This window comes from Sphaerimonospora cavernae (assembly GCF_042435035.1).
In the GTDB taxonomy this organism is placed as follows: domain Bacteria; phylum Actinomycetota; class Actinomycetes; order Streptosporangiales; family Streptosporangiaceae; genus Sphaerimonospora; species Sphaerimonospora cavernae.
Genome location: NZ_JBHMQT010000006.1, coordinates 33,401 through 52,416, shown reverse-complemented (window position 1 = coordinate 52,416; position 19,016 = coordinate 33,401). Strand labels below are relative to the sequence as shown.

Genomic DNA, 19,016 nt, shown 5'->3' with positions numbered 1-19,016 from the left:
GGCGTAGCTCTTCGCTGGTCAGCCGCGTCGGGCGGCCAGGTCCTCGATGCGGGCCTGGATCAAGGGGAGGATCTCGGTCTCGGCGCGGCTGGTGGAGGCGATGAGTACGTCGGGGTTGAGCTTGCGGTGCGGGATGTGGGCGAGCTTGTCGCGCAGGGCGATGGGGCCGCTGAAGGCGTGAGTGACCACGCCCCAGGAGGCCTGCTTGAGCATCTCTCCGAAGGTGAGCATGGCGTAGGCGAGGGCGAGCAGGCGCTCCTCGCCGGCCTTGGGCACGCCGTCGCGCGCAATGTCGGCAGCTCCCGCGAGGGCGGCCTGGGCATCGGTGAGACGGGTCAGCTCCTGCTGCTCGCGGTCGCTGATCGGGACGGTCACACGGCGCCGCGCATGCCACCGAGTGCTTCGCGTTCCTGGACGTCGACCCCGGGACCGCGAGGGACGACCTCGACGGTAGCGCCGAGGAGGCCTGACGCATCAGCCTCGAATGCCGTGACATCGAAGTAGGTACGGCCCTCGTCCAGGCTGGCCACGAGTTCGCCGGGCTCGCCGCTCAGCGTAAAGGAGTGCAGCCCGTACTGTCGGCCCAGCTGGCGGATCGTGGCCGCATTCGCATGCAGTGTGGCTGCGGTGGCGGCCTTCATCGCGCATCCTCTCCTCTGCACGCTCCGGTGCGGCAAGGCAGGCCCTGATGGGGGGCATCACCCGTCAGTGCCAGTGTATCTTGGGCCAGCAGCGCGCGGCAGCAGCTCAGCTCGCCGGCGAGGCCGGCCTTCTTGACCAGGCGGCCCCAGCGGGGGCTACGGGCGAAGGCTCGGGCGATGGCGACGCCGCTGGGCAGGTCTCCGTCCTCCTGACGATTCTGCTGTGCCCACCGCCAGGCCTCTCGCTGCAGCGCCCGACCGTTCCCGTTGTGCTCAGCAGGGAGTTTGGCGTCTTCCTCCTGATCGCCTTGTGGCTCGCCAGGGACAGCTTCCGCGTCGGCGACAGGATTAGCTCGGAGGGCCGGGAAATCTTCAGACTCTGCTCGTCCTTCCGCGCAGCGGCGGATTTGGGACATCAGGAGCTCGTAGCTCCCGATGAGGGCCAGCGAAGGCCAGGCGGCGATGATGCGGCCGATCAGGCTGGGTTCGGCGACGGCGACGTTCGCGCCGAGGCTGGCCAGGCTGCCGACCACGAGGAGGCTCCAGGCCAGGAGACCGCCGCGGGAGCCATGCCGGTTGGCCAGGAGGATGGACATCGAGGCGACGACGATCAGGCCGTCGACGGCGAGCGGGATCAGTACCGCTGCCAGCCGGTCGGCGAAGATCCACCTGACGACGGCGGTCAAGACGGACATCGATGTCTATTTCGCGCATCCGCATTCGCCGTGGGAGCGCGGCACAAACGAGAACACGAACGGGCTTATCCGCGAGTATCTTCTGAAAGGGACAAAGATTCCCAGTGATCCGGAACTTCTAAATTCCATATCTCACTCACTCAATAACCGTCCGCGGCGTATACTTGGTTACAGAACGCCAGTCGAAGTGTTCGTCGAGATGCTCTCCGAACTTGCTTCCACCATTTGAGACCGCCCGAGGTGATCCCCGGCATCAGCGCGGTGGCCGCTCTGACCGCCCGCCACCGCACCAGCCTCACCCAGATCGGACGGCCCGTCCATCTCACCACCGGCCGCCGCCTGGCCGAGGATGGCCCCACCGCCAACGACACGGTCGTCATGCTGGACGCCCACTCCTCCTACATCGGCCTCGACGACTACACCATCTACTGGGGCGCCTACCTGGGCACCTCGGACGAGCTCCTCGTGTCCGGGCCAGTGACCGAAGTGGGCGACCGCATCCGCGAACTGCGCGCGAAGGCCCGCACCCGCAAAGGATAGATCATGGACACGTACCTCCTGCGCCGCACCCCGCGCCCGCGTCAGGACTGAGAAACGAAGCCCCCGACCGGCAATGCAGGACTCAAGGCACAGGGTTCACAGGTAGCTGACGCCGGTTAGTTCCCCGGCCGCCGCCCAGAGCCGCCTGCCGGCGGCCGGATCGGCCGCCTCGCGGCTGAGCCGGGCCTCGGTGACCGGGCCCCGCATCTCCCAGCGCCCGGATGGCCCGAAGAACTGGCCGCCCCGCACCCCGGGGTCGGTCGCGGCGCACAGCTGCGGCAGCGCGCCGCGTTCCACCGGCTGGGTGACCAGCAGGCCGAGCCGTGCGATCGCCTGCCCGAACCGGCCGCGGTGCTCCCAGGCACGCGGAGTGAGGTTGGTGCGGGTGATGCCGGGGTGGGCCAGCGTGCTGATAATCGGCGATCCGGCGGCGCGCAGGCGGCGGTCCAGCTCGACGGCGAAGATCGTGGTGGCGAGCTTGGACCGGCCGTAGGCGGGAGCGGCTCGATAGTCGCGCTCAAACATCAGGTCGTCGAAGTCGAGGTGGGCATTCTTGTGGGTGATCGAGCTGAGACTGACCACCCGTGGTTGAGCGGCCGCGGCCAGATTGCCGAGCAGCAGGCCGGTCAGCGCGAAGTGGCCCAGCATGTTGGTGCCGAGGTGTAGTTCGAAGCCGTCGGCGGTGGTACGGCGTGGGCCGAGCAGCACCACGCCGGCGTTGTTGACCAGCAGGTCGATCACCGGGTGGTCGGCGGCCAGCTTCGCGGCGAATGCGCGTACCGAGTCGAGGCGGGCCAGGTCCAGCTCGCGTACCTCGACGTCGCCGCCTACTCGGCGCGCAGCCTCCTGGCCGGCGGCGGTGTTGCGGACGGCGAGCACGACATGGGCGCCGTGGCGGGCCAGCTCAGTGGCGGTGACCAGGCCGAGGCCCGAGTTGGCGCCGGTCACGACGGCGATTCGGCCGTGCTGGTCGGGGATGCGGTCGGTGGTCCATCCGGTCATCTGCTGCTCCTGAAGGTGTCGGTGCGGTTGGTCGACGACGTTAGAGGCAGCGCGGGCCAGCTCGATCGTTCCCGGCTGCCTAGGTCTGCGAGACCTACCCTGGAGGTCCGGCCAGGCGGCACACTTGCGGCATGACCAATCTGTACGCTCGTGCGCTCGGGGATTTCCTGCGAGCCCGCCGCAGCAGGCTGCGTCCGCACGACGTGGGCTTGGAGCCGGGCGGCCGCCGCAAGGTCACCGGGTTGCGGCGCGAGGAGCTGGCCCTGCTGGCGGGGCTGAGCGCCGACTACTACCAGCGGATGGAGCAGGGTCGGGATGTGCGTCCGTCCGACGATGTCCTGGACGCGCTGGCCGGGGCGCTCGACCTCGACGACGAGGAGCGCCGACACCTTTTCACCCTGGCCCGCGCCGCCCGCCGACCAGCGCCTGCCCGGGTGGACCGGGGTCCGGAAAGGGTGCCGGACAGCACACGGCGGCTGCTGCGGGTGATGGACACCCCGGCGGTCGTGCTCGGTCGGCACCTCGACCTGCTCGCCTGGAACCCCATGGCGCAGGCGCTGCTCGGCGATCCGGACGCCTACCCGCCCCACCGGCTCAACATGCTCCTGCTGCTGTTCGACGACGCGCTGACCGGCGAGCGGAGCTGCCTGGACTGGGAGCGGCAGGCCCTGGACTACATCGGCATGATGCGCGTCGCCGTCGCCACCGACCCCACCCATCCGCGCGCCACCGCGATCGTCGGCGAGCTGAGCATCCGCAGCGCCGAGTTCCGGCGGCTGTGGGCCCGGCACGACGTACGCGAGTCGGTCAGCGGCACCAAGACCTTCCGAGTCCCCGAGGTCGGTGACATCGTCCTGGACTGGGACACCTATCCGCTGCCCGGCAGCCCCGGACCGGTCATGCTGGTCTACACCGCCGAGCCGGGCAGCGCCGACGCCGACCGGCTGCAGCTCCTGGCCTCATTGCACGCGACCCGCTCGGCGCTCACCGGCGAGCACTCCTGCTAGTCCCGTTTTCCGCACATCGGGGTGGTTGGAGCGTCTCCGGCGCGGCGGGTTGATCACAGCCGGGCGGAGCGATAGTTCCTGTGGCTCGTGAGACAGCGAGCGCAGTGGGGCGCTCCGAGCGTGGAGAAGATGCTCGGAGCGCTGCCGGTGGTGGCCGAGGAAATACCGGCGATCGTCGTACGCCGGATGCGGTGGTCCGGCCGGGCAAGATCGGTGTCCACAGCCGCTCACCTCTGCGCGAGCAGGAGGCCGGCGGTGAGGGCGAAGGGATGTGTAATTGGTTCGCCGCCTCCCCCCCTCGGACACCAGAGACGCCCCGAGAAGATGCAGGTCATCGCCTCGGGGCTTTGTCATTTCCAGCCTCAAGACCCGCCGTGCTACCGGCGCCACCGCGACGACCTCACCCTGACCACTTGATCACGTCACTCCAGCAGAGCCGCTCCCGTAGGCGAAGACCACGGCTTGGATGCGGTCGCGTAGGCCCAGTTTGGTGAGGATCCGGGAGACGTAGGTCCGGACCTCCGCAAGCGGTCGCTGGCCCAGGTCCCCGGCACGGCTCAGAGCCTAGCGATCTCTGATCCCCGACGTTGCCGCGCTTGTCCCTCATGTGAGCTACACGGAATGTCCACAACACGGTGATTCGGGACAGGGCCCTCCACTCCTACCTTTCTCATCAGCGGCCGACAACCACGGTCAACCGCGAAACCAAATCGCGGCACATCGGCAATTCGGAGGACAGCACCATGGGAAACACCATCCGCGTACGCGTCGTCGTCGCCGGCGCCCTGACCGCGGTCGCGGCAGCGGGGGCAGTGATCGGCGGGCAGCCGGCCGACGCCAGGGCCGTGACGGCCGCCGGTCACGTCCAGAATTCGATCAAGTGGGGTGAGTGCCCGGACCTCGCGCCGGGCACCAAACGGGACCCCAGGCAAACCTGCGGCACGGTCAAGGTGCCTCTGGACTACCGCCGCCCCGACGGAGAGACCATCACCGTCGCGGTCTCCAGGATCGCCACCGCCAAGCACGGCAAAAAGCGCGGCGACCTGCTGTTCAACCCGGGTGGTCCAGGACTGCAGGGCCTTGACATGCCCGGCCAGATGGCACTGACGCTCCCGAAGGGAGTGCTGGACTCCTACGACCTGATCGGATTCGACGCGCGCGGCGTCGGCCACAGCACCCCGATGAGCTGCGGTCTGTCCGGCACCAGCCTTCTCACCATCTTCCCCTACCCCGGCGTCGGCGGCTCGATCGAGGGCAACGTCACCACCGCGCGCGCCGTCGCCCGGCAGTGCGCCACGATCGGTGACAAACTCCGCTTCTTCAACAGCGCGAACACAGCGCGCGACATGGATCGCATCCGCCGGGCACTCGGGGCGCGGAAGATCTCCTACTGGGGCCAATCCTTCGGCACCTACCTCGGCGTGGTCTACGCCTCGCTGTTCCCCCACAACACCGACCGGATGGTGCTGGAGGGCAACGTCGACCCGGGCAAGGTGTGGGCGAAGATGCTGAACACCTGGAACCAGGGCATGAACGACCGGTTCCCGGACGCCGCCCGCGTGGCCGCGGCGGACGACGCCGGCCTCGGGCTGGGCGGCACCGTCGGCGAGGTCACCGACACCTTCCTCGCACTGGCCGACCGCCTCGACCGGAAGCCGGCCATGATGCCGGGCACACCGGTGGCCATCAGCGGTGCGCTGCTGCGCGGCGTCACGTACCAGATGTTGCAGCGCAACGAGATGCTCGCCCCGCTCACCCGATTCTGGAAGGCGGCGGCCGACCTGTCCGCCGGCAAGGCCCCGGCGGACGCGGACGTCGCCGTGCTCCGGCAGATTCTCGCCGACACCCCGGCTGCGAAGGGCGTGCCGGCGGACAACCAGGCCACCATGGTCCTGGCCATGCTCTGCGGGGACACCACCTGGTCGCGAGAGGTGGACTCCTACGCCGACGCCACCGCGGCCTCCCGCGCGAAGTACCCGCTGAGTGCGGGCATGCCCAACAACATCCTGCCGTGCGCGTTCTGGTCGCAGAAGCCGATCGAGCCGGTGGTCAAGGTCACCTCGCACGGTTCGCGTAACATCCTGATCCTGCAGAACCGCCGCGACAACGCCACACCGTGGGCCGCGGGCCGGGGAATGCGCAGGGCCCTGGGTGACCGTGCCGCCTTCCTCGGTGTCAAGCATGGCGGCCACTTCGTCTACGGCACCGGCTCGACCTGCGCCGACAAGGCCACCGTCGCGTTCCTGATCAAGGGAACCCTGCCGGCCAAGATCGCCTCCTGCGACGGCCCCCGGCCCTGACCTGCCTACACATCACCTTCTGCAACAAGCTTTAGAGCACCGGCGCCGTCCCCGGTGATCATCTCGGTCGTGCCCATGGCGTCGTACCCCAGTTGTTCGGGGTGACCGAGGTGACAGGCCTTGGTGAGACAGGTAGGTGCCTCGGGTCTGCAGGCAGGCCGGTGATCAGGAGGTCACGCTGAAACCTCGAGGTGGCTTGATCTCAGGGAGCATCGGTGAGTTCTACGCGCTTGCTGTCTCCGTCGGACAGGAACGACGCCAGTGCCTGCCCCTGCTCGGCCACGCTGTCACGCTCGGCTCGCGAGAAGCGACGCAGCAGGCTGACCAGCACGGTGCCGCCCTCGACGTTCCAGATCGCAGCGACCCTGCCGTCGACCAGCACGACGCGGGCGCCGGTGACCGACAGGCCGCGGTGGGCGTCATCGATGATGCGGGTGCGGTCGTGGTAGCCGAGGACGACGTTGTCGAAGGCCGGTAGGAACCGTACCGGGGCGGTGGTACCGGAGTCGGGGCGCGGCGCGTCGGGGAGGTCCAGCAGTTGCCGGCCTCGCTCGTCACGGAAGCTGACCAGCTCGTCCCGGATCGCGGCGACCGCGGCCGGCAGCCCGGCCAGACCGCACCAGGCGCGCAGGTCGGATGTGGCGGCGGGGCGAACGCGGCCAGGTAGCGCCGTACCAGCGCCTTGCCGACCGGGTCTGAGCCGTCCGGGGAGGGCGGGTCGATCTCGCGGCCCAGCCAGACGGGTAGCGGAACGTTGCGCACCCCCGCTTTCCTGCGCCACAGGCCGCGCGGAGGCAGCTGTGCCATCGGGACGAGGGCGGCGACCAACATCTCGCCCAGCGCCCGCGGTCCCGGCTCCGGCCAGCGCCCGGCCAGCGCCCGCGCCAGCTCGGCCATCGAGCGGGGCTCGCCGTCGGCCATCACCGCCTGGCCCGCCTCCGCGAGCTCGTCGAGGTCCACCCCGGCGAGCTCACGACGGTAGGTCCCGAGCACGCGCTGGCGCAGCATGGTGTCGTGGCGCGCCCGCCAGGCCAGGACGTCCTCGGCGGCCAGGAGGTGGACGGTACGGCGCATCAGGTGTGTACGCACCACTCTCCGCCGGATCAGCAGGTCCGACAGCACCGCTGGATCGAATCCATGCACCCGTGACCAGAGCCCCACGAACGGTTCCTGCGGTTCCTGCGCCTGCAGGCCGCACAGATGCGCGACGGCGTCGAGGACCGGTACGTCGGCGCGATCGAGCAGCAACTGCCGGGCGAGCGTCGCGCGGTTGAGCGCCCGGAGGTCGAGAACGGTCATCGGATCACGCCGCGGCTCGCTCGCCGCCCCGCCGCCGGCGTAGCTCGGCCCGGGTGACGGCCGGTGGGTCGTAGGACACGTCGATGTCTCCTTCGGTCTCTTCGGTGGCCCTGGGGGCGTGGTGCGGGAGGCGCGCTCCCGCACCACGTGTGATGTTCAGCCGTTGTACTCGCTCACGACGTCCACGACCCAGACGACGCCGAAGCGGTCCCTGAGCATGCCATAGAGCGGGGCCCACTGCGCGGGCCCCAGCGGCTGCACGACGGTGGCGCCCTCGGAGAGCTTGTCCCAGTACGCGGTGACCTCCTGCGCGCTCTCGCCACGCAGGGAGACGAAGAAGGAGTTCTCGCCCCGGCCCCACGGCATCTGCGAGGGCACGTCGTAGGCCATCACGTGGAAGCCGTTGCCGGCGAGCACCTGGCCCCACATCACCTGGTCCGCCTCGGCGGGGTCCTGCACGCTCCCGGCGTCCTTGTAGGTGACGACGGCGAGGTCACCACCGAAAACGGACTGGTAGAACTCGAGCGCCGCGCGGGCGTCGCCACGGAAGTTCAGATGAGTCACGGACTTGACGGCCATATTCGGCTCCTGACCACTGATTGTCGTTTCTGGACGCCGTTGTCCGGCGCGAGACAACAGTCACAGAGGAAGAGGTCAGGTTGTGGCCGCTTCTCAGGGCAGTATTGGGCCATGCCGAAGACCTCCGCGCGACTGCTGGCGTTGCTCTCGCTGCTCCAGGCACGCAGGGACTGGCCGGGGGCACTGCTGGCCGAACGGCTGGACATCAGTCCGCGCACCGTGCGCCGGGACGTCGACCGCCTGCGCGAGCTTGGTTACCCCATCGTGGCGACCAAGGGTCCGGACGGCGGCTACCGGCTTGAGGCAGGCACGGACCTGCCCCCGCTGTTGTTCGACGACGAGCAGGCCGTCGCCCTGGCCGTCGCGCTCCAGACCGCCGCCATGTCGGGGGCCGGCATCGAGGAGGCCGCGGCACGGGCGCTGAACACCGTACGGCAGGTCATGCCCACTCGGCTGCGCCACCGGATCGACACCCTCCAGATCACCACCGTCGAGCGGCCAGGTAGCCGGACGGATCCGCGGGCCGACAGCGGTGTGATCATAGAGCTCAGCACCGCCGTGCACGCCCGCCAGGTGCTGCGCTTCGACTACTCGCCGCAGAGAGAGGACGGCGGCGGGTGGCCCCCGCCGCGCCGGGTGCAGCCGCATCACCTCGTCAGCCGGGGCGGGCACTGGTACCTCGTCGCCTGGGACCTCGACCGCGAGGACTGGCGCATTTTCCGCGCCGACCGGATCACCCCCCGCACCCCCGCAGGACCTCGCTTCACCCCGCGTGAGCTGCCCGGAGGCGACGTGGCCGCCTTCGTGAACGGCAGGTTCCGGGGCTCCGGCGGCTCTGACGGCTCCAGCGACTGGCCCTGCCGCGGCGAGGTGGTCCTCGACCTGCCGGCCGCCGTCGTGTCCCGGTACACCCACGACGGACTCGTCGAGGAACTCGGCCCGAACCGCTGCCGCCTCGTCCTGGGCTCGTGGTCCTGGGCCGCCCTGGCCGCCGCCATCGGCAGGTTCGACGTCGACTTCGAGGTGGTCGGCCCGCCCGAGCTCAAGGACGCCTTCGAGCACCTCGCCCGGCGCTACGCCGCCGCGACCGGCCTGCGCCTGCCCTGAACCGGGTGAGAATCCGCCGCAGGGCTACTCAGGACCTGCCCGCCTGTGGCGAGGCGGTCAAGACCACGGCTGCGAAATCAACTCCCGTGCGAGCCGGAGGGCAGGCCACCCAGGGTGGTCTTTGCCCACTGCTGGAAGGCGGTCAGCGGTATCCCCAAGTTTGCCGCGAATTCGGGACGCGCCGGTGCGGGATGTGCGCTCATATACTGCTGCGCCAGGAAGAGCTCGGTCACGAGGCCGTTCGCGCGAGCGTGTTCCGGGCTGGCCGGAAGCTCGATGCTCGTCCCGAGGACCTCGGACAAGACCCGTGCGGCGGTGCGGAAGCTCAGAACGTCACCGGCCAGTTCGAGTTCGACGCCGTGAAAACGCCGAGGTTCCGCAAATGCCGCGGCAGCGGCCGCTCCGATGTCGTCGACTGCGACGAAGGGAAGCCGGAGATCGGGATCGACCCCGACGAGGAGCCGATCCGAAGTCATGTCCGCGAAGTAGAACGACGGGCGGATGAAGTTCTCCATGAACGTGGCCGGTCGCAGGATCGTCCACTGGGGGAAGCCTGCGGCGCGCACGAGGTCCTCGATCGCGGCTTTGCTGCGCCAGTAGTGCAGCATGTGCGTACCCCAGCGCTGCTCGTCGAAGCGTTCGACGTCGACGGTGCCCGCGCCCGACACCGAGGTGTGCACGAAGTGCTCGGCGCCCGCCGCCCGGGCGGTCTCGACGAGGTTTCGCCCGCGTCGGACTTCGGAGGCGCCCACCAGGTCAGTGGCATCAGGTGTCTGCACCGAGAACACCGCACGGGCACCGTCGAGCGCCGCCTTCAGCGACGCCACGTCGTCGAGGTCGCCGCGCACAAGGGTGGCCCCCTCAGCGCCGAGGGCGGCGGCGCTCTCGGTGCCAGGGTCTCGCACCAGCGCGTGGACCGGGACATCGGAGCGGAGCAGCGCGCGGGCCACGGCGCCTCCCTGCTTGCCGGTCGCTCCAACGACCAGCACGAACGATGGCGATTCAGGCACGGCAATCCTCCATAACTCAAAGTGGGGTCACACCCCGTTTAATGTCCCGCTACGATATGGGGGCCCCCTCCATTTGTCAATGAGAGGTCATACCAATGGCGAATCCCAAGGCCGGGCCGCAGCGGTCGGACTGGCAACGCAACCATGAGCGGCTCCTCGCGGCGGCCGCGGCCCTCGTCGCCCGCGACGGAGCCCAGGTCTCCCTCGAGGAGATCGCCCGCGACGCCGGCGTGGGCTCCGCCACCTTGCACCGGCACTTCCCCTCCCGCCAGGCGTTACTCGAGGAGGTCTTCCGCGATGAGGTCGAGCGTCTTCGCCGACGAGCCGGCGAACTGGCCGGCGGTGACCCCCGGACGGGACTTGTGACCTGGCTGGAAGAACTGACGACCGCCGCGGCGAACACCCGCGGCCTGCCCGCTTCGCTGGCCGCCGGGGCGGACGTCGACTCGCCCGCCGTCGACACCTGCCATGGCATCGTGCGGGAGGCGACCGTGGTCCTGGTGAATCATGCCCTCACGGTGGCCGCCGTCCGCTCCGAAGTCTCCCCGGACGATCTGCTCACCCTGGTAGAGGCGGTCTCTCGCATCGCTGAAGGTGATCCGCTGACGGCACGCCGCCTGCTCCGCCTCACCCTCGACGGCATATGTCCCTAAGCGTGAACTCGCCGCGTTGCTCGGCCTGGACAAATCAACCCTGTCCGGCCCTCATCGACCGCGCCGGGCACCGAGGGCTGGTGGCCAGGGGCAAGAACCCCACTTGATTCCTGTCATCTGGGTGGTCTTACGTGTTGCCGTCGTCTGAGGCCCCGGGACCACAGAGCTGGTGCGCTGCATATGGCGGCAGATTGCTCTCCTGCGGCCGATGACGATCGGTTCGTCCGGCCCTGCCGGTAGCGACAATGGCAGAGGAAGCGGTCAGAGCGTGACCGCTTCCTCTGCCGCATGACGACCTGCATGTCGAAAACCTCAGCACGACTGCCGGTGTTGCCGTCGTTGCTCCACGCCCGCTTCCAGTTCGGCGGCATTGCGGAAGTGGCATGCCCGCTAGTTGAAACAGTCCTGCTCGTTGAGCGCCATGCCGTACTCGGTGACCTTGCCGCGCGTGACACCGAAGGTGTAGTAGGCCTTCTTGTTGCCGGGGACCGTGATCGAGTAGAAGCCGTGGAAGTCTTTCTTGATGTGTGGGTAGGCCGCCTTCAACTGCTTGGCGGTGGAGCCGATCTTGATGCCTTCCGGGGTTCTCATGCCCTTCGCTGCGAAGATGGCGGCCAGTCCCACCTTCGGCGAGATGTAGACGCCAACCGAGTCCTTGGGGGTCGGGAACTTCTTCAGGTCCCAGCCGGAGCAGCCGCCGCCGCCCGGCATCTTCTGGACGACCTTCCTCGTCGCCTTGGCCTGCTTGACGGTCATACCGAGCTTGACGGCGCCATAACCGTGGGGACCCAGCGTCGGCTTCACCTGGGCGTTCGCCGCGGTGGCGCCGGAGACCAGCAGCGAGCCGGCGAGGAGCGAGGCCCCGATCATCGTCTTCATCATGTTCTGTTTGACTGCGAAACGCCGGTAAAGGTTCTGGGTAGAGCTACTTTGGAGTTGGCGGCAGCCTGACCCGGGAGGTGTCGGGGAGGGTGGGCGCGATGTGGCCCCGCGTGCCTTGGCATGGAACACCGAGGCCAGGCATCCGGTGGCACGCAGCAGGTTGTGCGCGATTGTCGCCGGGGTCAGCCACGCGGCGTTCGCGGTGAGGTGCGCGGCGGGGTCGAAGCCGCAGTCGGCGAAGGAGCGGGGGAAGCGCTCCAGCGAGTGCGTGCGTACGGTCTCGGAGGTGTTCATCAATGCGCGGAGCGAGCTGAGGTCGAGGTCACGCTTGTGCTGCTCGGTGGCTGGGCTAGGCTCGTCCCACGTAGCTGGGGGAAGCCTGATGAAGGTAGTGATACCCGGTGGAATCGGCGCCCCCAGCGGGCATGCGCCCGGTTCGGATGCGGACCGGCGTCCGCCAGCCGATACCCGTACGGCGGACGGCCGCCCATGTACCGGCCCTGCACGGCCGCTTGCACCCGCATCGCGGCCAGCACCCGGTGGCGCGCCCGGACCACCTCGCGCTGTGCCTGCGCGCCGAGCACGGTCATCAACGCCTGGTGGGTCGGGCTGCCCATCTCGACCGCGCCGGCCGCCTCGGGCAGCCACACCTGCACCCCGCGCTCTTCCAGCCACGGCAGCAACTCGTTGAGCTGATCGGCGAAGAACGCCCGCTCGTACTCGCCGACCACGATCGCGTCGAACGGGCAATCCGGCCCGCTGATGAGCTCCAACAGCTCGGCCGCCTTCGGACGATCCTGCCATGGCACCCTCCGGGACACCCCGACGTCGAAGAACTCCCGCACGACCCGCCCGTGCCCCGACACCAACTCCGCGGCCACCTCCCGCTGTCAGCCCTGCGAGGTCCGCCGATCCTGAAACCGGTCCGTCGACGTCCGGCCATAGAACGCGAACCGCAGCCCCGGCTCCGCCTGACGGCGCTTGGCCGGGCGTCTCCGGGTTCCCCGGCGAGCCTGACCGATCCAGGTGTCGAGCTGAAGTTCGGTTTGGGTCGCGGTCATGCCCCTGTCCCTTCTGAGAGTTTTCCTTTCACTCATGACGCCCGATTTCATCCGTCGGTGCGCGTAAGCCCGGTAATTTAGGGGTTTCGCGTGAGAGGGAGTGGTGTTTCGTGCCAGGTACGGCCCGTGAGCGACTGGCTGAGCTGCTCGGTGAGCCGGGGAAGCCGGGGGAGCTGGAGCAACAGGCCGCGTGGAGCGTCTACCAGAAGCTCTTCATGACCGACCTGTCGGTGACGGTCGACGGAGTCGGCCCGCTTCGCTTCCCCGTCTCCGAGGAGCAGTCCGCCCGGCTGCGCGAGCTCGGCCGCCGGGCGCGGTGAGCAGACCCTGACCGACCCGGAGATCCATGACACCTGGGAGATCCCCAAAGAGCTGGTGCACATCGAGTGGACCGCCCGGTTCGGGGCCGTCCTGGCGGCGATGCGCCGACGATGAGTTGCTCAGCCCGGGACCGCTGCCACTGCCTGGACGTGGTGGGATCCTGCAGATCCTCGGTCGATACCCGACCTGCGAACGCGAATCTCAACATCTATCCATCGCGCTCTTCACCATTAGTGTTGTACTAGTGATGCACTCGACGGGTAGTCTGGATTCATGAAGACGTTCCCTTTCAGCGCGCTGGCCCGTGACCGCAACGAGGTCTTCCCCGAGCTCGACGTTGCCGATGTGCTCCTGGAGCGGCGAGACGCCGAAAACGTCTGGCTGGTACGCGACGAGCGTTACCAGGCGGCCCGTGCCGCTCTCCTCACGCTGGCCCGTTCCATGACCATCGTGGCTCGCTCCAATCGGGTCCTGGCGGAAGAAGCCCTAGCCGAGGACCTTCCTTGGCTGACCTGGCTTCCGGAGCACGAGCGGCCGCAGTGTGTCCGCGAACTCCTCGCTCATCTGTTGGCCGGAGCCGACACCGGGGAACTGCTGCCCTACGCCCGGGCCCGCCGGTCGTGGACCTCCACCGCTCTGGCCTGGAGCGATCCCGAGATCGCCCGTGACCTGGCCAATCCGTTCGACGGTAGCGGCGGACAGTCTGTCGACGGTGCCGAGTGAGCGGCCGAGGCGAAGAGATCCGCCGACCGACTGGATGGCTCACGGGTCTCCCCCGGCGGTGCGCGGCATTGACGCATGGCGTAGGCGAGGGCGAGCAGGCGCTCCTCGCCGGCCTTGGGCACGCCGTCGCGCGCGATGCCGGCAGCCCGCGCGACGGCGGCCTGGGCATCAGTGAGACGGGTCAGCTCCTGCTGCTCGCGGTCGCTGATCGGGACGGTCACGCGGCTCCGCGCATGCCACCGAGTGCTTCACGTTCCTGGACGTCGACCCCGGGACCACGAGGGACGACCTCGACGATAGCGCCGGGGAGGCCTGACGCATCAGCCTCGAATGCCGTGCCATCGAAGTAGGTACGGCCCTCGTCCAGGTTGGCCACGAGTTCGCCGGGCTCGCCGCTCAGCGTAAAGGAGTGCAGCCCGTACTGCCGGCCCAGCTGGCGGATCGTGGCCGCGTTCGCATGCTTGCCCAGAAGGGCGCTGATCTCCGAACCCAAGTCGCCGACTGGCCCATGAACGGTCCCCTTGGCCTCTTTGCCCAGTTTTCGGAGAATGCAACGAACATCCATGTCACGATCTCGAACGTCGCGGGGTCTGCGTGCGCCCTGCCGGGCCCGGGGGCTGCCTGTTTTCCGGGTCACCCGGTGACGGCGGGCGGGATGTTGTGGTTGAGCCGGAAGATGTTCTGGGGGTCGTAGACGGCCTTGATCTCGGCCAGGCGCCGGTAGTCCTCGGGGTTGTACGCGGAGGCCACGTCCTTGGCGTCGCTCTCGCCGTTCATGAAGTTCAGCGCTCGGCCGCCGGTGGTCCACGGCGCGATCGCCGCGAACACGCGCTCGTGTGCGGGCCGGATGTCGGTGATCTCGGCACGCTCCAACCGGGAGACCACGTTGATCGCGTAACGCGCGTCGCGATGGCCGACGGCGTTCGGGACGGCGGAGGGGTGGGCCAGCCTCCCGCCTAGATGGCGCAGTTCGACGACGTGCGGCACCGGCGCTTGGGGGCCGACGTGCCCGAGCAGGGCGCGCACCGCAGCGGAGTCGAACTCGCCCAACAGTGCGGTGCCGGACTCGAAGCTCCCCGGAAAGGGCGGGTCGTTGTGGATGGACCCGGCCTGGGCATAGGGCATCTCGGCAACGGTGTCGATGAACGGGTTGAGCGCCCGCAGCGGCGCCACCAGGCCCTCGCCCGCCCCGAGGGTGTCCGCGGCGTAGGCGATGCGGACGTGGACGACGTAGCGGCCGCGCAACGGCTCCGGAAGCGCCGGGACCTCGGGGAAGGAGATCAGCGCGACCGACGAGGTCATCTCGTCGGGCACGGTGGTCGTCCATCGCACGTAGCTGCCGAGGACCTCGGCGGCCGACCCGGCGTCGAAGAACAGTCCGCCTCCGTAGATCGTCGTGATCGGCATGAGGTCGACCTCGATACCAGTCACCACGCCGAAGTTGTCCCGGCCGCCGCGCAGCGCCCAGAACAGGTCCGGGTCGGAGGTCTCGGTGACGTGCCGCAGCCTGCCGTCCACCGTGACGACGTCGATGCCGCGCACATGGTCGGCGGCGTACCCATACCGCCGCGACAGCAGGCCCAGGCCGCCGCCGAGGGTGTAGGAGACCACGCCGACGCCTGGGGCCGAACCCGACAGTGGGGCCAGCCCGACCGTCGCCGCCTCGTGGATCACCTGATCCCACTTCACTCCGGCACCCACCCACACGGTGCCCGCCTCGGCATTCACCCGGATACCCGTCATCCGGGAGGTATTGATCAGCACTCCGCCCTCGGCTGCGACGGCGGCGAGCGCGTGCCCGGTTCCTTGCACCGCCACCGGGAGTCCGTAACCGTTCGCGAACGCCACCGCCGCCTGCACGTCGGCGGGCCCGACCGCGCTCACTATCACATCGGGCCGGTGCCAGCGGGTGGTCTGGTGCCCGGCGCGTTCGGCGTCGTACCGCTCGTTGTCAGGGGCGAGCACCAGGCCTTCCACCTGCTTGGCTAAAGCGTCGATCGCCGCGGCGTCGACGTCGGCGACCTTGTTTCCTTCATGGTCGAAACGGATCATCGAAATTCCTACCTCTGCCGGTGTTTGGGATCCGCCACTAAATCGGGCCATGCGACAACACGCAACGGATCGCGCGGTCGTGTCACGGTTGTCAGGATTGGCAAAACTACTGTTAACTAGGAGCAACGTATTGTCAAGTAGCCTGACGAAATGGGCCACACCAGAAAGGTCGCCCGGGATGACGCAATCCGGGGAGCGCGGCGAGGCGGGCGCGGGCCAGGCGCCGCTTCCCGCTCTGCTCACGCAGGCCAGGAACATCACAATCGAGTTGCTCCACCGGCGACTCGGCGAGGAGGGGTTCGAGGGAATCCGGTACCGGCACGGCTCCGTCTTCCGGTTCATCGACGAGGAGGGGTCACGGCTGACCGTGCTAGCCGACCGCGCCGGGCTCACCAAACAGGCCATCGCCGAACTGGTCGACGAGCTCGAGCGGCTCGGCTACGTCGAGCGGGCGACCGACCCGAAGGACCGCCGGGCGAAGATCATCCGACTGACCGAGCGGGGCATGGCGGGCCAGGCGGCTGCCGCGCGAATCCTCGTGGACATCGAACGGCGGTGGGCACTGCACCTCGGTCAGGACCGGATCGCCCTGCTGCGCCGGACAATGGAGGAGATCATCACCCTTCAAAGTGGATAGAAGTCCGCCGCGGGCGCAGCCTCCCGTGCGGCACCGGAACCCGCTCGTCAAACGGTGCGGCCACGCTGTTGCGGCAGGCGCGTTCCGAGCGTCCGCCTCCACCGCGAAAGGGGATGCCAAGTCGATGCCAAGCCCACGGCAAGCGAGATGAACGACGGTAGTGGATGTGTATCTCCGAGCCGACGCCGACTGCGATCCGCGGCGCGGCATACGCAGCGCGTTGCGACCTGATATCTGTACCGGGGGTACACGAAGGGCGCTTTCCGCACAGAGAGTGGACTTCCACAGGAGGAGACTCCAGAAATGCCAACGTTATGCAAGCCGTCTGTGCGCGTGCCGGAGTATGTCATCACGCTGGACGACACGCTGAAATTCGCCGAGCAGGCACACGCTGGAAAGCCGCAGCTTCCATTGGCGCTCCGATTGGTCAGGAACACGGGCGTGCAGAAGCGGCATATAGTGCAGCCCATCGAGGAGACGCTGCGCCACCCCGGCTTCGAGCAGCGAAACCGCATCTTCGAGTTGGAGTCGAAAAAGAGGTGCCCTGTGGTCATCGAGGAGGCTCTGGCGAACGCCTCGCTGATGGCGCAGGACATCGACGCGATCATCTTCGTGTCGTGCACCGGATTCACGATGCCGTCGCCGACCGCATGGTTGATCAACAACTTGGGATTCCGGTACAACACCCGGCAGATCCCCATCGCGCAGCTGGGCTGCGCGGCGGGCGGCGCGGCGATCAACCGCGCCCATGACTTCTGCATGGCCTATCCGGACAGCAACGTCCTGATCGTCTCCTGCGAGCTGTGCTCGCTGTGCTACCAACCCGAGGACGACGGTGTCGGGTCCCTGCTGTCCGACGGGCTGTTCGGCGACGCGGTCGCGGCCGCCGTGGTGCGGGGGAACGGCGGCTACGGCATCACGCTGGAGCGCAATGCCGCCTACATCATCCCGGACACCGAGAACTGGATCTCCTACGCTGTGCGCTCCACCGGCTTCCACTTCCAACTGGACCGCCGGGTGCCTGGGACGATGGAGCCACTCGCCCCGGTGCTGCGCGCACTCGCCCTCGAGCACGGCTGGGACGTCGGCAACCTCGACTTCTACGTCATCCACGCGGGCGGCCCGCGGATTCTGGCCGACCTGAGCAAGTACCTCGGTGTCGACAACAGCATGTTCCGCCACAGCTGGGCGACGCTGACCGAGTACGGCAACATCGCCAGCGCGGTGGTGCTCGACGCGCTGCGCAGGCTGTTCGAGGAAGGCACGATGACACCCGGTGCCATCGGTGTGATCGCCGGTTTCGGACCGGGCATCACCGCGGAAATGTCGGTAGGCAGTTGGTCCCTGGACGCGCCGACGAGCCTAGAGCAGATTCCCGAGGCCGTATCCGCGCCCCACTGAGGGCTGGGCACCGGAACATCGGCGCGCGGTCGCGTGCCACCTACACACTGGACTCAGGAGGCAGCGTGAGTAACGACCAACCGAGGCCGGACCGGATCATGGAGATCGCCAACGGCTACTGGGCCACCGGCATCCTCGGTTCGGCGGCGAAGTACTCACTGTTCACCCACCTCGACGCAGGTGTGGACACCGCGGATCAGCTGGCCGCCAAAGCCGGGATCTCGAAGCGGGGCGCACAGACTCTGCTCGACGGGCTCGTCGGCTTGGGCCTGGTCGAGCTACACGGCGCGAGCTACCGCAACACCGCCGAAGCGGCCGCGTTCCTTGTCGAGGGCAGGCCCGCCGGCTTGAGCGGCTACGCGAAGCTCAAACTGGGGCAGATGGGCAAGATGGGGAGCCTACTCGAGGTGTTCCGCACCGGGGGACCGGTGGACGCCATGACCGAGGCGGCCGATAACCCGCACTGGGAGGACGTGGTCCCCGCCATCGCCGCGCAGTCGGTCCCGGTGGCGACAGTCGCCGCCGACCTGCTGGGGCTGGCGGCGGCAGGGGAGGTCTCGATCCTCGACCTCGGCGGCGGGTCGGGCATCTTCTCAGCCATCTGGCTCGGGCTCAACCCCGCCGCCCGCTCGACCCAGCTCGACTGGGCGCAGATCAATGCGATCGCTCGCAGGCTGCTGAAAGAGCGGCACCTGGCCGATCGGTTCACCTGCATCAACGGGGATTTCCATACCGTGGAGTTCGGCACCGCCGCCTACGACATCGCAGTGTACTCCCACGTCGCACATCAGGAAGGGCCGGAGGACAACATCGCAATCTTCGCCAAGGTCAGGGCAGCCCTCAAGCCCGGGGGCACGCTGGTCGTCTGCGACTACGTCGTCGACGACGACCGCGGTGGCCCGTTCTTCCCACTCCTGTTCGCCTCGGAAATGCTGCTCAAGAGCAAGAAGGGTGGGACCTGGCGGCAGGCCGACTACCGGGCCTGGCTCACGGAGGCGGGTTTCGACGACGTCTCGTTCCATTCGACGGAGTCGCCCACCACTTTGATCTTCGCACGGTAAACTCAGTGGTGCGGGCATTGCGCTATTTGCCGTAACGCCGTGAAG

General features: G+C 68.5%; 21 protein-coding genes and 2 pseudogenes. 10 read left to right on the top strand and 13 right to left on the bottom strand.

What is annotated here, in order from left to right; translation table 11 throughout:
• Positions 1-18: 18 nt before the first annotated feature.
• The 3 genes from ACFHYQ_RS04840 to ACFHYQ_RS04830 are packed head-to-tail and all read right to left on the bottom strand — an operon-like array spanning position 19 to position 1,336.
• Positions 19-375: a hypothetical protein gene (locus ACFHYQ_RS04840; RefSeq protein ID WP_394299848.1), complete on the bottom strand. Its 357-nt coding sequence runs from the start codon at positions 373-375 to the stop codon at positions 19-21.
• Positions 372-641, bottom strand: a complete 270-nt coding sequence (locus ACFHYQ_RS04835; RefSeq protein ID WP_394299847.1) for a hypothetical protein — start codon at positions 639-641, stop codon at positions 372-374. Before ACFHYQ_RS04835 ends, ACFHYQ_RS04840 begins: the two co-directional genes overlap by 4 nt.
• Entirely contained in the window at positions 638-1,336 is a 699-nt protein-coding gene (locus tag ACFHYQ_RS04830; RefSeq protein WP_394299846.1) for a DUF2637 domain-containing protein, read from the bottom strand. The genes ACFHYQ_RS04835 and ACFHYQ_RS04830 overlap by 4 nt, the downstream gene beginning before the upstream one ends.
• Positions 1,337-1,576: 240 nt before the next feature.
• Here ACFHYQ_RS04830 and ACFHYQ_RS04825 point away from each other — a divergent pair, with 240 nt between their 5' ends.
• Complete coding sequence (locus ACFHYQ_RS04825) at positions 1,577-1,876, top strand: SAM-dependent methyltransferase (protein ID WP_394299845.1); 300 nt, start codon at positions 1,577-1,579, stop codon at positions 1,874-1,876.
• A 96-nt stretch (positions 1,877-1,972) separates the two neighbouring features.
• On the opposite strand, the gene ACFHYQ_RS04820 is transcribed toward ACFHYQ_RS04825, so the two are convergent.
• Entirely contained in the window at positions 1,973-2,878 is a 906-nt protein-coding gene (locus tag ACFHYQ_RS04820) for an oxidoreductase (RefSeq protein WP_394299844.1), read from the bottom strand.
• A gap of 131 nt (positions 2,879-3,009) precedes the next feature.
• Between ACFHYQ_RS04820 and ACFHYQ_RS04815 the strand changes: the two genes are divergently transcribed.
• Positions 3,010-3,885: a helix-turn-helix transcriptional regulator gene (locus tag ACFHYQ_RS04815; RefSeq protein ID WP_394299843.1), complete on the top strand. Its 876-nt coding sequence runs from the start codon at positions 3,010-3,012 to the stop codon at positions 3,883-3,885.
• Positions 3,886-4,302: 417 nt separating this feature from the next.
• Here ACFHYQ_RS04815 and ACFHYQ_RS04810 read toward each other — a convergent pair.
• A pseudogene (locus ACFHYQ_RS04810) lies at positions 4,303-4,404 on the bottom strand (DNA-binding response regulator); the annotation flags it as partial.
• 224 nt (positions 4,405-4,628) lie between these two features.
• On the opposite strand from ACFHYQ_RS04810, the gene ACFHYQ_RS04805 reads away from it, so the two are divergent.
• Positions 4,629-6,185, top strand: a complete 1,557-nt coding sequence (locus tag ACFHYQ_RS04805; protein WP_394299842.1) for an alpha/beta hydrolase — start codon at positions 4,629-4,631, stop codon at positions 6,183-6,185.
• A gap of 202 nt (positions 6,186-6,387) precedes the next feature.
• Here the strand turns inward: ACFHYQ_RS04805 and ACFHYQ_RS04800 are convergent.
• Both ACFHYQ_RS04800 and ACFHYQ_RS04795 read right to left on the bottom strand, forming a co-directional pair.
• Positions 6,388-7,484: pseudogene (locus ACFHYQ_RS04800) on the bottom strand (winged helix DNA-binding domain-containing protein).
• Positions 7,485-7,640: 156 nt separating this feature from the next.
• Complete coding sequence (locus ACFHYQ_RS04795) at positions 7,641-8,063, bottom strand: VOC family protein (RefSeq protein ID WP_394299841.1); 423 nt, start codon at positions 8,061-8,063, stop codon at positions 7,641-7,643.
• Positions 8,064-8,174: 111 nt separating this feature from the next.
• Here ACFHYQ_RS04795 and ACFHYQ_RS04790 point away from each other — a divergent pair, with 111 nt between their 5' ends.
• Positions 8,175-9,170, top strand: a complete 996-nt coding sequence (locus ACFHYQ_RS04790; RefSeq protein WP_394299840.1) for a helix-turn-helix transcriptional regulator — start codon at positions 8,175-8,177, stop codon at positions 9,168-9,170.
• Between the two features lie 77 nt (positions 9,171-9,247).
• Here the strand turns inward: ACFHYQ_RS04790 and ACFHYQ_RS04785 are convergent, their stop codons facing one another.
• Positions 9,248-10,159, bottom strand: coding sequence for an NmrA/HSCARG family protein (locus ACFHYQ_RS04785; RefSeq protein ID WP_394300121.1), 912 nt, complete (start codon positions 10,157-10,159; stop codon positions 9,248-9,250).
• A gap of 116 nt (positions 10,160-10,275) precedes the next feature.
• Here ACFHYQ_RS04785 and ACFHYQ_RS04780 point away from each other — a divergent pair, with 116 nt between their 5' ends.
• A complete protein-coding gene (locus tag ACFHYQ_RS04780; protein WP_394299839.1) occupies positions 10,276-10,833 on the top strand; it encodes a TetR/AcrR family transcriptional regulator in 558 nt (185 codons plus the stop codon).
• Positions 10,834-11,223: 390 nt separating this feature from the next.
• Here ACFHYQ_RS04780 and ACFHYQ_RS04775 read toward each other — a convergent pair whose 3' ends face one another.
• Genes ACFHYQ_RS04775 through ACFHYQ_RS04765 form a run of 3 tightly spaced genes read right to left on the bottom strand, consistent with a single transcriptional unit; the run spans position 11,224 to position 12,776 of the window.
• Positions 11,224-12,009, bottom strand: a complete 786-nt coding sequence (locus ACFHYQ_RS04775; RefSeq protein ID WP_394299838.1) for a hypothetical protein — start codon at positions 12,007-12,009, stop codon at positions 11,224-11,226.
• A complete protein-coding gene (locus ACFHYQ_RS04770) occupies positions 12,009-12,596 on the bottom strand; it encodes a recombinase family protein (RefSeq protein ID WP_394299837.1) in 588 nt (195 codons plus the stop codon). The genes ACFHYQ_RS04775 and ACFHYQ_RS04770 overlap by 1 nt, the downstream gene beginning before the upstream one ends.
• Before the next feature lie 9 nt (positions 12,597-12,605).
• Positions 12,606-12,776: a hypothetical protein gene (locus ACFHYQ_RS04765; RefSeq protein WP_394299836.1), complete on the bottom strand. Its 171-nt coding sequence runs from the start codon at positions 12,774-12,776 to the stop codon at positions 12,606-12,608.
• Between the two features lie 110 nt (positions 12,777-12,886).
• Here ACFHYQ_RS04765 and ACFHYQ_RS04760 point away from each other — a divergent pair, with 110 nt between their 5' ends.
• Together ACFHYQ_RS04760 and ACFHYQ_RS04755 are read left to right on the top strand one after the other, a co-directional pair.
• Positions 12,887-13,096 (top strand): hypothetical protein, encoded by a 210-nt coding sequence (locus ACFHYQ_RS04760; RefSeq protein WP_394299835.1) that lies wholly within the window; start codon positions 12,887-12,889, stop codon positions 13,094-13,096.
• A 274-nt stretch (positions 13,097-13,370) separates the two neighbouring features.
• Positions 13,371-13,820: a hypothetical protein gene (locus tag ACFHYQ_RS04755; RefSeq protein WP_357811586.1), complete on the top strand. Its 450-nt coding sequence runs from the start codon at positions 13,371-13,373 to the stop codon at positions 13,818-13,820.
• Positions 13,821-14,037: 217 nt separating this feature from the next.
• Here ACFHYQ_RS04755 and ACFHYQ_RS04750 read toward each other — a convergent pair whose 3' ends face one another.
• Entirely contained in the window at positions 14,038-14,313 is a 276-nt protein-coding gene (locus ACFHYQ_RS04750; protein WP_394299834.1) for a hypothetical protein, read from the bottom strand.
• A 140-nt stretch (positions 14,314-14,453) separates the two neighbouring features.
• Complete coding sequence (locus ACFHYQ_RS04745) at positions 14,454-15,872, bottom strand: FAD-binding oxidoreductase (protein WP_394299833.1); 1,419 nt, start codon at positions 15,870-15,872, stop codon at positions 14,454-14,456.
• 178 nt (positions 15,873-16,050) lie between these two features.
• On the opposite strand from ACFHYQ_RS04745, the gene ACFHYQ_RS04740 reads away from it, so the two are divergent.
• The 3 genes from ACFHYQ_RS04740 to ACFHYQ_RS04730 all read left to right on the top strand — a co-directional run bounded on the left by ACFHYQ_RS04740 (position 16,051) and on the right by ACFHYQ_RS04730 (position 18,971).
• On the top strand, positions 16,051-16,509 hold the full coding sequence (locus ACFHYQ_RS04740) for a MarR family winged helix-turn-helix transcriptional regulator (RefSeq protein ID WP_394299832.1): 459 nt from the start codon (positions 16,051-16,053) through the stop codon (positions 16,507-16,509).
• A gap of 333 nt (positions 16,510-16,842) precedes the next feature.
• Complete coding sequence (locus ACFHYQ_RS04735) at positions 16,843-17,910, top strand: type III polyketide synthase (RefSeq protein ID WP_394299831.1); 1,068 nt, start codon at positions 16,843-16,845, stop codon at positions 17,908-17,910.
• Between the two features lie 65 nt (positions 17,911-17,975).
• Complete coding sequence (locus ACFHYQ_RS04730; RefSeq protein WP_394299830.1) at positions 17,976-18,971, top strand: class I SAM-dependent methyltransferase; 996 nt, start codon at positions 17,976-17,978, stop codon at positions 18,969-18,971.
• Positions 18,972-19,016: the final 45 nt, after the last annotated feature.